At 41.4% G+C, this 16,455-nt stretch carries 13 protein-coding genes; all 13 read right to left on the minus strand.

The features are described 5' to 3' along the window. Positions 1-82: 82 nt before the first annotated feature. Positions 83-340, minus strand: a complete 258-nt coding sequence (locus D9X91_RS08610) for a DUF3243 domain-containing protein (protein ID WP_121680203.1) — start codon at positions 338-340, stop codon at positions 83-85. A 309-nt stretch (positions 341-649) separates the two neighbouring features. Beyond that, positions 650-1,372: an elongation factor P 5-aminopentanone reductase gene (ymfI, locus tag D9X91_RS08615; protein ID WP_121680204.1), complete on the minus strand. Its 723-nt coding sequence runs from the start codon at positions 1,370-1,372 to the stop codon at positions 650-652. A 97-nt stretch (positions 1,373-1,469) separates the two neighbouring features. After that, positions 1,470-2,756: an EF-P 5-aminopentanol modification-associated protein YfmH gene (yfmH, locus tag D9X91_RS08620; RefSeq protein WP_121680205.1), complete on the minus strand. Its 1,287-nt coding sequence runs from the start codon at positions 2,754-2,756 to the stop codon at positions 1,470-1,472. Next, on the minus strand, positions 2,753-4,036 hold the full coding sequence (yfmF, locus tag D9X91_RS08625) for an EF-P 5-aminopentanol modification-associated protein YfmF (RefSeq protein WP_121680206.1): 1,284 nt from the start codon (positions 4,034-4,036) through the stop codon (positions 2,753-2,755). The genes yfmH and yfmF overlap by 4 nt, the downstream gene beginning before the upstream one ends. Before the next feature lie 401 nt (positions 4,037-4,437). Next, positions 4,438-5,397 (minus strand): ABC transporter permease, encoded by a 960-nt coding sequence (locus D9X91_RS08630; RefSeq protein ID WP_121680207.1) that lies wholly within the window; start codon positions 5,395-5,397, stop codon positions 4,438-4,440. After that, positions 5,398-6,447, minus strand: a complete 1,050-nt coding sequence (locus D9X91_RS08635; RefSeq protein WP_121680208.1) for an ABC transporter permease — start codon at positions 6,445-6,447, stop codon at positions 5,398-5,400. After that, positions 6,440-7,975, minus strand: a complete 1,536-nt coding sequence (locus tag D9X91_RS08640; protein ID WP_121680209.1) for an ABC transporter ATP-binding protein — start codon at positions 7,973-7,975, stop codon at positions 6,440-6,442. The genes D9X91_RS08635 and D9X91_RS08640 overlap by 8 nt, the downstream gene beginning before the upstream one ends. Before the next feature lie 288 nt (positions 7,976-8,263). Then, positions 8,264-9,355 (minus strand): BMP family lipoprotein, encoded by a 1,092-nt coding sequence (locus D9X91_RS08645; protein WP_121680210.1) that lies wholly within the window; start codon positions 9,353-9,355, stop codon positions 8,264-8,266. A 67-nt stretch (positions 9,356-9,422) separates the two neighbouring features. Continuing rightward, entirely contained in the window at positions 9,423-10,151 is a 729-nt protein-coding gene (locus D9X91_RS08650) for a GntR family transcriptional regulator (protein ID WP_121680211.1), read from the minus strand. Positions 10,152-10,565: 414 nt separating this feature from the next. Further along, positions 10,566-12,926, minus strand: coding sequence for a DNA translocase FtsK (locus tag D9X91_RS08655; RefSeq protein ID WP_121680212.1), 2,361 nt, complete (start codon positions 12,924-12,926; stop codon positions 10,566-10,568). A 501-nt stretch (positions 12,927-13,427) separates the two neighbouring features. Then, positions 13,428-13,634 (minus strand): YlzJ-like family protein, encoded by a 207-nt coding sequence (locus tag D9X91_RS08660; RefSeq protein WP_121680213.1) that lies wholly within the window; start codon positions 13,632-13,634, stop codon positions 13,428-13,430. Continuing rightward, positions 13,631-14,377 (minus strand): ClpP family protease, encoded by a 747-nt coding sequence (locus tag D9X91_RS08665; protein WP_121680214.1) that lies wholly within the window; start codon positions 14,375-14,377, stop codon positions 13,631-13,633. The genes D9X91_RS08660 and D9X91_RS08665 overlap by 4 nt, the downstream gene beginning before the upstream one ends. 236 nt (positions 14,378-14,613) lie before the next feature. Continuing rightward, entirely contained in the window at positions 14,614-16,284 is a 1,671-nt protein-coding gene (locus tag D9X91_RS08670; protein WP_121680215.1) for a ribonuclease J, read from the minus strand. Between the last annotated feature and the right edge of the window lie 171 nt (positions 16,285-16,455).

Consider the following 16,455-nt stretch of genomic DNA (forward strand, 5'->3'; position numbering starts at 1 on the left):
TTGGAAAGTTAGTTACAACAAAAAAGCTTGTAGAGAAGAAATACCTCTTTCTCTACAAGCTGAGAGAGGAAAGTCCTCTCTCTTAGCGGGTGCCGTTATTATGAACCAACTTAACCATCATGCTGGCAATCGCATGCTGTTCTTCCGGGGAAGCAACTGACCAAAGGTCGGCCAACACTTTCTCTTGATCATTTTTAGCTTCTACTTCATTTGCCAAATAATCCCCGATTTGATAGGCCAAATCTGTCACAGCCTCATTATTCATACCTTTGCCTTCAGCTTGATTTAAGCGGTCACCCAAGAAGCTCTTCCAATCTTCCCAATTATTTAAAACAGACATGATTGAACCTCCTTTATTTAAGTTCAATGATTATTTTGCTACCGGAGATTCAAAATATGCATTCAAACGTAATTTTTTCAAGTCTTTTCATAACGCTCTTTTCGTATAGTTTGCTGCTATTCATTAAAGGTTGTGTAAGGTTGAATTCCGCTTCAGGATGCTCGCTTTCCGAGGGGCCTCACACGAAGTGGGGTTTTTCGCTGTTGGCACACGACGTGTCGAACTTAATCGAACATCCGCCTAATATCTCCTCGCTTCGCAGCGGAGTCTCGCAACTACCTCTCAATCAAAATCAAATGAACAGCTTTTTTAAGTGTGCCATCCGCCATTTACAGCCATAACTTGCCCCGTCATATAAGAGGATTTTGGAGAGATCAGAAATAATACTGCCTCTGCGATTTCGTCAGGTCTTGCGATCCGGCCCATTGGAATATCGTCCTCAATCTCCTTAAGCTCCTCATCTGTATATCCGCTCATCATCCTCGTTTCAACCGCCCCTGGAGCAACGGCATTGATACGGACTCCGCTTCTGGCGACTTCTTTACTAAGGGCTTTAACGAAGGCAATTTGAGCTCCTTTCACTGTTGAATATAATACTTCGCATGCAGCTCCGGTCTGTCCCCAGATGGAACTGATGAGGACTATGGATGAATGATCTTTTCTCATTAATTTAGGCAGACATTGCTGAATGAGGATCATCGGGCTTTCTACATGCAATGTCATCATGTCTTTCATATCGCTTGTAGCTGTATCGACGAATAAACCATAATGGGATGTGCCGCATGTATAAACAATGGCATCCAGCTCGAATAGCTGATCGGTGATTTGCTTGATCCCGCCTGGTGTATTCAAATCAGCTTTAATCGGGATAAGCTCCAGGTCAAGCGGTGAGAGCTCTTCCATTAATGTTTTACATGCTTCTTCATTTTGATGGTAATGCAAATAAAGATTCCAGCCTTCCTTAGCAAGTGACTTTGCTGCCGCTCTCCCAATTCCTCCACTTGCACCTGTAATCAACGCGAATTTTTTCAAGAGTGAATGTCCTTTCTGCACTGCTTTAATTACTTAATATTATATCAGTTCAAAGGAAAAAAACCGCGAATTTAGTTGTCGCGGTTTCAGACAATGACTATTTCGGAATGACTTGGCACACGGTTAAACGGTCTTCCTCGATTAACCTTGCTGCTTCTCTTTTGATATCTTCAAATGTGATCTTTTCCAAAGTAGGGACAACTTCAAAGAGCTCCATTTCGTTGAATGCATAGCGGGTAAATTGATTCGCGATATATTCAGGTGAATTGATTGCCCTTAAGAATGCCCCGACTTTTTTCTTCTTAGACCGTTCGAGAGCTTCTTCTGATAAACTTTCCCCGTTCTTTGCAGCAAGCAGGATTTGTTGGATGCGATCGGCAAGCTGATCCGGCTTTTCGGTATCCCCTCCGATCATGGCGAATCCAAACCCGGATTCTTGCGTGTAATCATAGTAAAAGGATTCATCAATCAACCCTTCGTTGTATAAATCAAAATAATTCTGAGAGCTTTTACCAAATAGCATATCGAACATGACATTGATCGTTAACTCATTTTTAAGCATTTCTTGTCCGGATTGATTGACGTCCAATGCCTTGATGCCCACAAGGCATTTGGATGATTGGACATTCATTTTCAACACTTGCTTCTTTTCTGCCACATTTGTCGGTTCTTCCTCAAACTTCCGCTTGATTTCTGTTTGTTCTTTAAAATCTTTTTTGTTTTGATTATTGCGGATAAGCGACATTGTTTCTTCAGCGTCTACCGGACCGACTACAAACAAAAGCATATTGCTCGGGTGGTAGAATGTGTTATAGCATAAATACAGCATATCCTTCGTTATATCAGCAATAGATTCCACCGTTCCGGCAATATCGATTTTCACTGGGTGATGGTGGTACATATTTTGAATCAAGCCAAAATACAGGCGCCAGTCAGGATTATCATCATACATCGTTATTTCTTGACCAATGATTCCCTTTTCTTTTTCGACTGTCTTCTCTGTAAAATATGGATCCTGTACAAAATCGATGAGGGTGATTAAATTTTTTTCCACATCGGAAGTGCTTGAAAAAAGGTAGGCCGTCCTAGTGAATGAAGTGAATGCATTGGATGATGCGCCCTGCTTGCTGAATTGCTGGAATACATCTCCATCTTCTTTTTCAAACAATTTATGCTCTAGGAAATGTGCGATCCCGTCAGGTACTTTTTCAAAATCAGTTTGGTCAAGGGGAACAAAATGATTGTCAATGGACCCATATTTTGTCGTAAATGTACAGAACGTCTTGTTAAACCCCTTCTTTGGCAAAATATAGACATCCAAACCATTTTCCATCTTTTCGAAATATAGCGATTCTTGCAGTTGATCGAAATCAATTTTCTTCATGATTGATTCCCCTCCGTTCCTGTAAGAAAGTAAATCGTATCAAGCTTAATTTTATCGGCTGCAGCGACGATTTGATCCTTTGTGGTTTCTTTCACACTTTGCAGCCACTCTTCGATCGTGATATTTTGTTTTGAAACGACGTTATGATAAAGGACCTCAACCATCCCTCGTGCAGTATCAATGGTTTCAAGGAGCTGATTTCGAATGACCGCTTTTGTCTGCTCGATTTCCTGTTCTGTAAAATCTCCTTTTTTCATTGCATCCATCTGTTCATGGATGATTTTTACCGCTTGATCATAATTGTTATTATCAATCCCGGACATGACCATCAAAAGCCCTTTGTGGCTCTCCACTATACTGGCAGCATAATAGGCAAGACTGGCTTTTTCACGGACATTGATAAAAAGTTTGGAGTGTGAAAAACCGCCAAAAATGCCATTGAAGACCGTCAACGGAAAATAATCTTCTTCCCCGAAAGTTATGTTTGTACGGTAGCCGATATTCAGTTTCCCTTGCTTTACATCTTGATTTTCTTTTATTTCCTTAGGTTCACTATCCGATTTGCCTCTTGAAACTTCAACCGTTTGAGGCGTCCTCGGATTAAAGGAAAATAGTTCATTACAAAGCGTTTCCACCTCTGGTTCTTCCACATCACCGATTATATAAAAATCCAATTCGTCTTCTGCGATAGACCGCTGATAATATTGATAAAGAGAATCAGCCGTGATTTCATCGACTTTCTCCTTCGTTCCATTGGCATGAAGCGAAAAAGGTTCTCCTTCGCACATTTCCTCTACCAGCCGCGCATTGGAATACCTCATCTTATCGTCATATACGGACTGTATGCGCTGTCTCAAAGTCCGTTTTTCCTTCTCGACCGTTTCATGATGAAACGTATTATCTTCGACATTCGGATTGGATATGACTGATGCTAAAAATTCCATGCCCTTTCTTAATAAAGGAGTTTGGTCCTTCAAAAACTTTTCATTGGCAATCTCCAAGGTGAAACTGATGATATGGTACTCACCTTTCTTGGCAAGATCCACATAGAAGCTGGCGCCATACAGCTCATCCAGATAGGAACGCAGCTCTGTGGTCGTCGAGTAGTCCTTTGTGCTGCTCTGCATGACCTGGGGAAGCAGAGCCCTGAGTGTCACATCTTCTTCTGTCAGAGGTGCCTTCATCTTCCAGACAAATGTATTCGTCTTATATTTTTCAGTTTTGATTACATGGAGATGATAGCCATTTTTATCTTTAATCGATTCATTTACCTTTGCCATTCGTACTCCTCCTTTTATCAATTTCACGCTTCAGAACATATTTTTCAGCATCAATTAGTTTGTTGTAAATTTATCCTTACTATACATGTTTACGAAGCCAACTATCAAGTTTTACCCATTCAGGGAAATTAATGAAGAAAATCAGTGATATAATTACTTTTTTCATTCATATAGTTTTATATTTCTCAAGTTTTTGTAAAGTTGATTTCCGCTGCAGGATGCTTGCTTTTAGAGAGGCGGGCGGTGAGCCCTCCGGAGTCTCGCACCTTCCGCTCAAATCAACATCAAATTATGGCTACTTTATAAGAAAGATAAAAAAAAGACTGTAAACAAATCCATTCATTGAATTTGTTTACAGTCTGAAGAAATTAGCACGCTATTGTTTTATCATTTCTCACAAATCATCTTTTCCCTTTCACATATGGATGGCCCAATGCTTTCGGTGCATCTGCCCTTCCGATGAATCCAGCAAGTGCAAGTATGGTGAGTACATATGGTGCAATCAATAAATATACACTTGGAATGCTGTCAAGGTACGGCAAGCTCTTCCCCACGATGCTCAAACTTTGAGCAAAGCCGAAGAACAATGCAGCTCCCATCGCACCTAGCGGATTCCACTTGCCGAAGATCAAAGCAGCTAATGCCATGTAGCCCTGTCCGTTGATGGTACCGTGGCCGAAGTTAGAAGAAATGGATTCAGCAAAGATTCCTCCGCCAATTCCTGCCAATGCACCGGATATCATGACACCGATATATCGCATTTTCGTTACATTGATACCCATTGTATCTGCAGCCATCGGATGTTCACCGACAGAACGCAGCCTTAATCCGAAAGGTGTTTTGAAAATAATGTACCAAACGACTATTGCAGCGATGATCGCTACATAAGACGTATAATACGTATTGGCAAAGAAAATCCTTCCAATCAATGGGATATGCGACAATATCGGTATATCCACTTTATTGAAAGCCTGGGACACCATATCGGTTTCCCCTTTGCCGTAAATAAGTTTGACGAGAAACAATGTCAAGCCTACCGCCAACAGGTTGATTGCCACACCTGAAACGACTTGGTCTGCCCGGAATGTGATCGATGCGACCGCATGCAGCAAAGAAAACAAACAAGCAGCAACCATAGCTGCCAATAGGGCGTACCATTTCGTGGCATCTCCAAAAGTATCGGCAAAGCTTAAATTAAAAACGATTGATGTAAACGCTCCGATGACCATCAAGCCTTCCAACCCGATGTTGACGACACCTGAACGCTCAGAAAACGCACCGCCCAAGGCAGTGAAAATAAGTGGTGCTGCAAATAATAGGGCAGATGGGACGATGATCGATAAGACTTGAATTATGTCCACTTATTTCCCCTCCTTTTTGCTCATTTTTAATAGGAAAACGCGAATCAGATAGCTGGAAGCAACAAAGAAAATGATCAAAGCGATGATGATATCGACCAATTCATTTGGAACTCCGGATTCCATTGGCATATTTAACGCCCCTACTTTCAGAGCACCAAATAGGATTGCTACAAAAACGACACCGATTGCAGTGTTGCCTCCAAGAAGAGCAACAGCAATCCCATCAAATCCTATTCCTGTAAATGCTGAGTTGATGGACGCATAACCGAATGTCCCTAATCCTTCCATCGCACCAGCCAGTCCAGCGAACGCACCAGAAATAACCATCGAAAGGACAATATTTCTATCTACATTCATACCTGCATACTCAGAGGCATGCTGATTGAATCCGACAGATCTCAATTCATAGCCTTTCGTTGTTTTCTCAAGCAGGAACCACATTATGAAAACACAGATGATTGCTACCAGGAATCCCCAGTGAAGTCGAGAATAATCAGTCATTTGCTGCATCTTGTCACTGAATGCCAATGATGCTGATGCGTGAATGGAATCTGTCTTATCGCTCTTGTCAGATAAAACTGTGCGAATGATGTAATTGGAAACATGCAATGCCACATAGTTCATCATGATTGTCACGATAACCTCATGAACTTTTAATTTTGCTTTTAAAATACCTGGAACAAATCCCCATAATCCACCAGCAACCGCAGCCGCCAAAATTGCCAATGGAAGGTGGATGAATTTCGGGAGATCGAATGCAAGTCCGACCCAAACCGCGGCCAGCCATCCAACGATCAATTGACCTTCTACTCCGATGTTGAAAAGTCCTGTCCGGAAGGCAAATGCAACAGCCAGTCCAGCTAAAATATATGGGATGACCTGGCGAATGGTTTCTCCTACATAAAATATCTCACCAAATGCACCATTCCATAATGATGTATATCCTGCAATAGGGTTATAGCCGCTCACCAGCATGATGATCGATCCGGCGATAACACCCAGCAATACCGCAATCAGTGGAACGAAAACATTCATATAACGTTTAATCATTTGAATTGACACCTTCTTTCGAACGAGTGGATCCGGCCATTAATAAGCCCAATTCTTGCTCAGTTGTTTCCTTCGGATTGACGATATCTATGATGCGGCCTTCATAAATGACAGCAATACGATCACTTACGTTCATGATTTCATCCAATTCAAATGAAATAAGCAATACTGCCTTGCCTTTATCCCGTTGTTCAATCAAGCGTTTATGGATGAATTCTATTGCTCCAACATCCAATCCTCGAGTAGGCTGTGCCGCAATCAATAAATCCGGATCACGGTCTACTTCCCGTCCAATGATTGCCTTCTGCTGATTCCCCCCAGATAGTGCACGGGCAAGGGTAAATTCACTTGGCGTCCTTACATCAAACTCGGAAATCAATTGTTTTGCCTTTTGATAGATTGTCTTATAATTCAGCACCCCGGATTTGGAAAATGGAGATTGATAGTAAGTTTGGAGCACCATGTTTTCTCCAATTGGAAAATCAAGTACAAGACCATGTTTATGGCGGTCCTGGGGAATATGCCCCACTCCGGACTCTGTAATCTTTCGAGGCTTTAGATTTTGTATTTCCTTATTATTAAGCTTGATTTTACCGCTTTCCGATTTTGCAAGGCCTGTCAAAGCCTCAATTAATTCAGTCTGTCCATTTCCATCGACTCCAGCTATACCGACAATTTCTCCAGAGCGAACGGAAAGATTCAAGTCATTGACCGAAGAGACTCCTCTGTGATCTTTAACGACAAGATTTTCAACTTCAAGCACATTTCCTTTTGGAACAGCATCTTTCTTCTCAGTTTTAAATGTAACTTCCCTGCCGACCATCAAACTCGCCAATTCGACCGGGTTTGTATCGGACACATTCAATGTGCCTATCCCTTTCCCCTTGCGAATAACTGTTACACGGTCACATACCTCCATGATTTCTTTCAGCTTATGCGTGATTAAGATGATGGATTTACCCTCATTGATCAGCTTTTTAAGGATTTGAATCAATTCTTTTATTTCCTGTGGTGTCAAGACGGCAGTCGGTTCATCGAAAATCAGGATTTCTGCACCGCGGTAGAGTGTTTTCAAAATTTCCACACGCTGCTGCATGCCAACAGAAATTTCTGAAATCTTCGCCTGCGGATCGACAGCAAGCCCATATTTCTCCGATATTTCCCTTACTTCTTTTTCAGCCTTTTTAATATCAATTTTCCCTAGGGCTTTTGGCTCTTTACCCAGCACGATATTTTCAGTTACCGTAAATGTGTCGACAAGCATGAAATGCTGGTGAACCATGCCAATCCCCAAATCATTGGCAATGTTCGGGTTTGTTATTTTCACAGGCTTTTCTTTGACTCGAATTTCCCCTTTTTCTGGCTGGTAAAGTCCGAAAAGCACATTCATTAAAGTTGATTTTCCAGCGCCATTTTCTCCTAGCAAAGCATGGATCTCACCCTTTTTCAATTGGAGGGTGATATTATCGTTTGCAACGATCCCTGGAAATTCCTTACGAATATTGAGCATTTCAATAACGTGTTCCACCCTTTTCACTCCTTATATCCCATATTCAAGTAGTATGAGGTCAGACTTCTTAGAAAAAATAGGAAAATAGATTGCGTTTCCTATTATAAAATCCTAAATAGAAATAGGAATCGATCTAATTTTCAAATCTCTATTTAGCATTTTACTATGGCTGCTATGACAGTTGACCAAACAACTCTCCAAACATTCCGGACTCTATTCAGTCTTTTGTAGATGATCTGTTTATTAAAAAAGGAACAATTACGGGTATAGGAAGTGCTATACCCGTTTATTCCTCAGAATCAGAGCTTACTCAGCTTTGAAGCTTTTTAATTCATCGCGTGTTGCAGGGACTTTAATGTCTCCGTTCACGATTTTATCTTTGTATTCTTTGATTTTGCTTACAATATCATCCGTTAAATTATCTTGTGTAGGGGCAATTCCGACTCCATCTTGGTCCAATCCATATTCAATGACCTTGCCGCCTGGGAAGTTGCCATCCATTGCTTTTTTAGACAAATCTTCCACTGCCAAGTCAACGCGTTTAACCATGGAAGTCAAAGTAACATTTTTGGTTTCGCCATTAACATCAACTTTTCCTTCATCCGTTTGGTCACGGTCAACACCGATTACCCAGAAATCTTTGTTTGGATCTTTCTTCTTGCGGTCTTTCGCTTCTTTGAACACGCCGTTTCCTGTACCACCGGAAGCATGATAAATGACGTCAGCACCTGAAGAATACATGCTTGATGCGATTTGCTGTCCTTTTGAAACATCTGTGAAGCTTCCTGCATATTGTACTTTGACATCGGCATCAGGGTTGACTGATTTAACACCTGCAATAAATCCGCTTTCGAATTTAATGATCAGCGGGCTTTCAACGCCGCCGATAAAGCCGATTTTATTTGTTTTAGTTGTAAGACCTGCAGCAACACCAACCAAGAAAGAACCTTCGTTTTCTTTGAAAGTGATGCTTGCTACGTTTGGATCATCCACTACTGAATCCACGATTGCAAAGTGAGCATTCTTACGCTGTTTTGCAATTTTATCAACCGCATCCGCCATGCTGAAGCCGATTCCATAGATTAAATCGAAGTTTTTGCGGACAGCTGTATTTAAATTTGTTGTATAGTCTGCATCTTCATGAGATTGCAAATAGTCATATCCGTTTGGACCTTTTTCAAGGCCATTGTCTTTTCCGAATTTCTGCATTCCTTCCCACGCGGATTGGTTGAATGATTTATCATCGATTCCCCCAACGTCCGTAACCATTGCAACAGTGAATTTATCTTTTCCATCTCCGCCGTTCTTGCCTTCTTTATCGCTTGTCCCACAAGCGCCTAAAAGTGTTCCGGCTGCCAGTACTAGTGATAATGCTACACCAAGTTTACGCTTTTTCACTCAAGTTACCCCCTGTAATTTAATTGGATGATTTAGTAGGTGCATAGACTAGAAGAGTCCGTCCAGCTTAGTTGATGCGTTTCCGCAGCACCTGGAAGCTGAATTTGTCTGCTTTGAAATAATTGACAGAATAAAGGATCGGTTCGTCATTTTCATCGAAATGCAGCTGTTTCAAAACAAGCAGCGCAGTTTCAGGGTCGCATTCCAAAATCGGTGAAATTTTTTCATGATATCCAATCGGTTCGATTTGGGCCACAGCATGTGTGATCTTCCGCTTCCCTTCTTGTTCAAAAAAAGTGAAAATCGATCCATCCTCATGGGTGAAATCACCAGGGAAAACGCTTCCAGGAACCTTATCAGTGCAATATACAACCGGCTCTCCACTGGCTGTCCGAACCCTTTCAATCACAACCATCTCTTCATCCATACCACATGAAAATCGACGAACATCGTCCTCTGTCGGTCCTTGAGTCGAGGAACTTAAGAAAATGGTGCCCGGTTCCATTCCAGCTTGTTTGATCATGTTTGTAACACTATTCAATTGTTCAATTCCCGAAGTAAACAAAGGCTTTGCGTTAACAAATGTCCCTACTCCGTGACGTCTGATAATCACATTCTCTTCTTCCAATATACGAAGAGCTTCACGCAAGGTTGCCCTGCTTACCCCCAATTGTTTTGCAAGATCGAATTCAGAAGGAAGCTTCTCTTTCTCTCTATATATACCGGCTTCTATATCCTTTTTGATTCGATCGATTACTTGCAAATACAAATGTCTACTGTCAGATTTAATTGTCATTGGATCCACCACCATTTTTTCTCAAGACATCAGACCTCTGATGTATATCATTCCTACTAATCGAAAATACTATAACACTTTTTTTACTATAAATAAATAGGGTATTAAGTTTTTGTAAAAAAAACTAGCATTAGTTTAAATAATTTTAATTTTCAAGACAACTTTTGGGAAAAACATGCAATAAACAAGCGGTTTTATAGAAATAAATGGTTCTTTTTACATATAAATTACTGTTTTTCCTTATTACAATTTTCTTACTTTTGAAATATAAAACGCTTTCATTAGTATGTCACATTCCAAATATAGACGATAGATGTCTGACCTCTTACAATATCACTCCTATTTTTGCATAAAAATAAAACACAGGCATGAATAACCTGTGTTTTTCTGAACACTTGAATACCGCTGCAGGAATCAAGAAGTATGTTCTTCCGAAGATTTTGATACCAGTACAGTCCGGGGTTTGCTTCCTTCATATGGACCGACCACTCCCCTTAATTCCATTGCATCAATCAAACGCGCAGCTCTCGTATAGCCGATCCTGAACCTTCTCTGCAACATCGAAACGCTGGCCGTCTGCATTTCTGCCACCAATTGCACAGCATCATCATAAAGCTCGTCTTCCACTTCCTCCGAAGTCTCAGGAATATCTTCAGGAATCATTTCTTCCTGATATTGTGCCTTTTGCTGTCCAATGACAAAATCAACGATTTCCTCTACTTCTTCATCCGATAGAAAAGCACCTTGAACACGGACAGGCTTCGAAGCCCCTACAGGAAGGAATAGCATGTCTCCTCGGCCTAAAAGCTTTTCAGCACCACCCATATCAAGTATCGTTCGTGAATCGGTCTGAGAGGACACTGCGAATGCAATTCGTGATGGGATATTTGCCTTGATGACACCAGTTATGACATCAACAGATGGGCGCTGCGTAGCGATGATCAAATGGATCCCCGCAGCCCTTGCCATCTGGGCAAGCCTCGTAATGGAGTCTTCCACATCATTGGAAGCTACCATCATTAAGTCTGCCAGCTCATCGACGAGAACGACAATATATGGAAGAAGGGGCTGTTTTTCTCCCGTTTCTGTATTATGGCGTTTGACATGTTCATTGTAGCCTTCAATATTCCTTGTACCCGTGTGGGAGAATAGCTCATATCTTCGTTCCATTTCACTGACGACCTTTTTTAATGCCTGAGAAGCTTTTTTCGCATCAGTCACAACCGGCGCCAATAAATGGGGAATTCCATTATAAACGTTTAACTCTACCATTTTTGGATCAATCATCATTAATTTTACTTCATGAGGCTTTGCCCTCATTAAAATACTCGTGATAATTCCATTGATGCAAACACTTTTTCCGCTGCCGGTTGCACCAGCAACCAATAAATGCGGCATTTTATTGAGTTCTGCCAATACAGCTTCTCCTGTTATATCTCTGCCAAGTCCGATTTGCAGCTTGGCATCCGGCTTGTCATTTTCTTTGGATTCCAATACTTCCCGTAAAGAAACCATGGCTACCTCCGAGTTTGGCACTTCTATCCCGATAGCCGATTTTCCAGGGATCGGTGCCTCGATGCGGATATCCTTTGCTGCGAGGGCCAATGCTAAGTCATCGCTCAAGCTTACGATTTTGCTTACCTTCACTCCCACATCGGGATGAACTTCATATTTCGTCACCGCCGGTCCAAGATGCACTTGTGTGACGCGCGCCTTTACACCGAAACTTTGGAACGTCCGTTCGAGTTTTGCCGCGTTTGCATGAATTAATTCGTATTCATTGCTTTGATCTGTTGCTCTAGGCATTTTCAAAATTCCGATGGATGGCAATTGATAATCTTCATTTTCGACTTCAGTAAATGTAATGGGTGGTGCATTTTCTTCCCCTTCGTCCAATGCCTTGCCGCTTTCTTCTCCAATCATTGCCTTTCCTTTTCCGTCCGTTTCATCGCCGGAACCTGGACCAGCGGAAGAGGAAGAATAAGCCCTGTCTGCAAAGCTAGAAATGATCGGTTCTAGCTTCTCAGCCGGTTGATCCTCTTCATTGGAATATGAGTCAGGTTCAGCTGGAGCTTCTTTCGGTTTCTTCTTTTCTTTTTTCCCTTGTTCTTGCTTCTGTTGTTTTTTATTCTTTCTTTCCTCTGACCATTCCCTCATATCTTCACGGAAGGCTTCCCATTGTTCTTGAAAAAATGTCCCAAAAATATTTCCGACCTTTGCCACGGAATCGCCGATCGATTTGCCGGTAATCAATATAAAACCAACCAAGATCAATACAATTGCGACGATTTTGGTGCCTTTTGAATCGAATAAAAAATGCGACATGGCAAAAAGGATGGCACCGATCATTCCTCCGCCGAGTTCCTGTGTACTTGTCTCCCCTCTTACCTCCATCCAGAACATCTCCCATGTGTTGGTGATGACGCTTGGATTTTTGAAAGGACCGGATTTGGCCATTTGGCCGAAAATTTGAAGATGGCTGAGAAGAAGCATGCTCGACAGCATGACATAAAGTCCTACAAGCCTTCTTTTGAAAAAGTAGGGCCATTCCCTCTTCACCATAAAATATCCTGCTAAGAGTATGATTCCAATGAGTGCGGTCATATACCATTCACCAAGGAAAAAGCGAAAGAAAAGCACGACGGCCTTGCCCACGGCTCCAAGCTTGATGATGGAAATGACGCTGAGCGCCGCCAACAGAATCCCGATCAATTCAAATTGAAGGGTCCTTTTCAAATCCGTTGATTTTCGGCTTCTTTTTTTTCTCTTTGCCATAAGTTAATCACCTAAATATCAAGTTTAATATGTATTCCAGGGAGCGGACAAACTTGTTCATCCTGCCCCAGTCCTTTGTTTACAACCTTGTGTTGTATAGACAGGTTTCCATAAGGCTGTTCCCGTAAAGATAAATTGTTGTTAAAATCCTATAAGCGATATTAGCGTATAAATAGCTATTTTGTTGGTTGAATTATCGTTTTCCAGCTCTTTTCTGCCTATATACGCTATTTTGAAGTTGATACTTTGCATAAACAAACTACTTTATTGGCTAAAGCAACGAAGCATGGGAAAAGAGCCTTCAAAAAAACAATGATGAGGCATGTCCTTTGAAATCGTTACGCACTATTCATGAGTTATATATCCCCCATTTTGGGTCTTCATATAGGCTCACAGTGCGCACGGCTTCATTAGAAATAGCCTCATCAGTAAATATTTCACCTATTGTTATATTATAGCATAGTCCAAACAGCACGAAAATGGTTCATTCTAAGCCTTTTACTACATTTGAATATATTGGCCGGGTTCATAGGACCGATCTAAAAAATGTGATGGATCGCTGCTTAAAACGCGAAGAACCCTGTAGCCTCGCTCATTTTGTTCAACCATTAACGGCACTCCGTTGAACGTGACCATTTTTTGATTCGAATAGCTTGATGCATCAGCAGGAAAGATGAGCTCCTGGGGGACGGTCGTATATAGGATCATTGAATCATCCCCTCTTGATCTTTATGCTCTGCTTTCATTTCAATCATTTCATTCAATTTCATCATCGCTTTTCCGATGCCGCCGACTTCATTGATCAATCCATCCTTCACGGCATCAGCCCCCACTACATTTGTTCCGATATCCCTTGTTAAATTACCTTTGGCAAACATCAAGTCCTTGAATTTTTCTTCAGACATCTCTGAGTGCTTCGTTACAAAATTCACTACACGATCCTGCATTTTATCTAAATACTCAAAGGTTTGTGGGACCCCGATCACCAAACCGGTCAACCTGACAGGATGTATCGTCATCGTGGCTGTTTCTGCAATGAATGAATAATCACATGATACTGCAATCGGCACCCCTATCGAATGCCCGCCCCCCAATACAATGGATACTGTAGGCTTTGACAACGAAGCGATCATTTCAGAAATGGCAAGCCCAGCCTCTACATCGCCGCCGACGGTATTCAGCAATACGAGGAGTCCTTCTATTTTCGGATTCTGTTCGATTGCTACCAATTGTGGTATTACATGCTCATATTTGGTGGTTTTATTTTGGGGAGGCAGCTGCATATGCCCTTCAATTTGACCAACAATCGTCAAACAATGAATTTTGGAATCCTGCGATAGCTGAGCAACATTCGTTTGACCCAATTGCTGTATTTTTTCCATTAAACCTGATGGTTTATCATCTTTTTCATCTTTATCCTTTTGCGGCTCTTCATTCATGTGGTATTCCATAACGTTATCTCCCTTCGGACGAATGATAACGTTAGTATTTACTTTCCAACTTTTTTCATTCTTGGACGTCAAAAAAACATCAAATATGAGTAAGATCTGTTTTCCTCGGCAGGGTGCTTGCTTTTTGAAAGGAGGGCCATGTGATCTGTCGTTTAACTTCGGCGGAAAACAAAATGGAGCAGGCCTCTCTTGCCCTGCTCCATTCCTCTTTAATTTTTATTTGTGCAAACGACTAATTATACTTCCATAATGATCGGCAAGATCATTGGACGGCGCTTCGTTTTCTCAAATAATAGATAATTCAGCTGGTCTCGTATATCCTGCTTGATATTGGACCATTCATAAGCATCCCTCGCAAGGTAGCCTTCTACGATGTCCTTTACCAGTTTGGTCGATTGCTCCATCAATTTTTCCGATTCCCGCACATAGACAAATCCTCGTGAAATGATTTCGGGACCCGATGCGATGCTTCTTGTCTTTTTATTTAATGTCACCACAACAGTGAATATTCCATCCTGAGATAGGAGCCTTCTATCACGCAATACGATGTTCCCTACATCCCCTACACCGATACCATCTATTAGGACATTGCCAGCGGCAACCTTGCCGGACATCTTCATTCTTTCTTTCTTATATTCAATGACATCACCTTTTTCAGGAATGAATATTTGATGAGAATCCATCCCCAAGCTTTGGGCGATTTTCGCATGGGCCTTTAACATCCTATATTCCCCTTGTACAGGAATGAAATATTTAGGCTTCATCAGGTTCAGCATCAATTTTAATTCTTCTTGGCTTCCATGGCCAGAAACATGGACTTTTTTATAGCTGGACAAAACGTTCGCCCCTGCCCTAAACAGCATGTCCATCGTTTTGAACATGAGAATTTCCAATCCAGGGGACGGAGTTGCAGTGATGAATACGGTATCGCCTTCCTGGATGTTCACTAATTTATGTGCTTGTTTGGCCATTTTTTGAAGCGCCTCGATCGGTTCCCCTTGAATCCCCGTCGTCAAAATCACGATTTCATCATCATGTAGCTGATTGATTTCTTCTACAGAAACGATTTGGTCGCTGTCGACTTCCAGATACTCCAAATTTACAGCAAGATCAATCACTCTCTGGATGTTTTTTCCTACAAGCGCCACTTTTCTGTCATTTTCCTTGGCAGCCCTGAACACATGCTGAATCCGAATCAAATTGGAAGCGAAGCATGCAACGATGATCCTGCCCTTTGCTTGATGAAATGAATCGGACATTTGACAAGCAATGACCGACTCCGAGATGGAGTACCCTGGGCGTTCAGCATCAGTACTGTCGGATAATAAGCATAAAACGCCTTCTTGACCGATTGCTGCCATTTTTCCGATTTCTGGTTGATACATGCCTTCAGCCGCCTGGTCGAATTTAAAATCACCCGTATGGACAATATTTCCTTCAGATGTATGAAAACATAGACCAATGGAATCTGGGATGCTATGTGTCGTTTTAAAGAATGAAATCTCGACTGTTTCGAATGTTAATCTTGAATCAGAATGGATGGTGACGAATTTTGGTGGAGCCCCTTTGTAATCCTGTTCCTTTAGCTTCTCTTTAGCAAGAGCCACTGTAAGCTTTGTTCCAAAGACAGGAACTTTTATTTTTTTAAGAACGTAGGAAAGGCTTCCCAATGCATCTTCATGGCCATGAGTCAAGAATATTCCTTGGATGCGATCTTTATTTTCAACCAAGTAAGAAATATCAGGAATAACAATATCAATACCAAGCATTTCGTTTTCCGGGAACATCAAACCCGAATCGATAACGAACATTTCATGGTCAATTTCAAGAACATACATATTTTTTCCGTTTTCTCCTACTCCACCAAGTGGAATGATCTTAATCATTTCAGTCTCTCTATTTAGCAATTTTCGTTCCTCCCATGTTGAATTTCCCGATCATTAATCAGTTATGTTTATTATACTTGATGATAAATTGCCATTACAACTAAATTAATGCAAGAGAGGATGGGCATGCTAATTCATAGCTTATAAAATATATGCTCCTTTTTAAAGCCGCCACTGATTGTTGTATGCTTC

The sequence above is a fragment of the Falsibacillus albus genome (genome assembly GCF_003668575.1).
GTDB lineage: Bacteria > Bacillota > Bacilli > Bacillales > DSM-25281 > Falsibacillus > Falsibacillus albus.

Excerpts from the sequence above, each read along its gene's own strand:
- D9X91_RS08610 (WP_121680203.1), bottom strand. The coding sequence starts at position 340 with ATGTCTGTTTTAAATAATTGGGAAGATTGGAAGAGCTTCTTGGGTGAC.
- yfmH (WP_121680205.1), bottom strand. The coding sequence starts at position 2,756 with ATGAAGAAAATTGATTTCGATCAACTGCAAGAATCGCTATATTTCGAA.
- yfmF (WP_121680206.1), bottom strand. The coding sequence starts at position 4,036 with ATGGCAAAGGTAAATGAATCGATTAAAGATAAAAATGGCTATCATCTC.
- D9X91_RS08635 (WP_121680208.1), bottom strand. The coding sequence starts at position 6,447 with ATGATTAAACGTTATATGAATGTTTTCGTTCCACTGATTGCGGTATTG.
- D9X91_RS08650 (WP_121680211.1), bottom strand. The coding sequence starts at position 10,151 with ATGACAATTAAATCTGACAGTAGACATTTGTATTTGCAAGTAATCGAT.
- D9X91_RS08655 (WP_121680212.1), bottom strand. The coding sequence starts at position 12,926 with ATGGCAAAGAGAAAAAAAAGAAGCCGAAAATCAACGGATTTGAAAAGG.
- D9X91_RS08660 (WP_121680213.1), bottom strand. The coding sequence starts at position 13,634 with ATGATCCTATATACGACCGTCCCCCAGGAGCTCATCTTTCCTGCTGAT.
- D9X91_RS08665 (WP_121680214.1), bottom strand. The coding sequence starts at position 14,377 with ATGGAATACCACATGAATGAAGAGCCGCAAAAGGATAAAGATGAAAAA.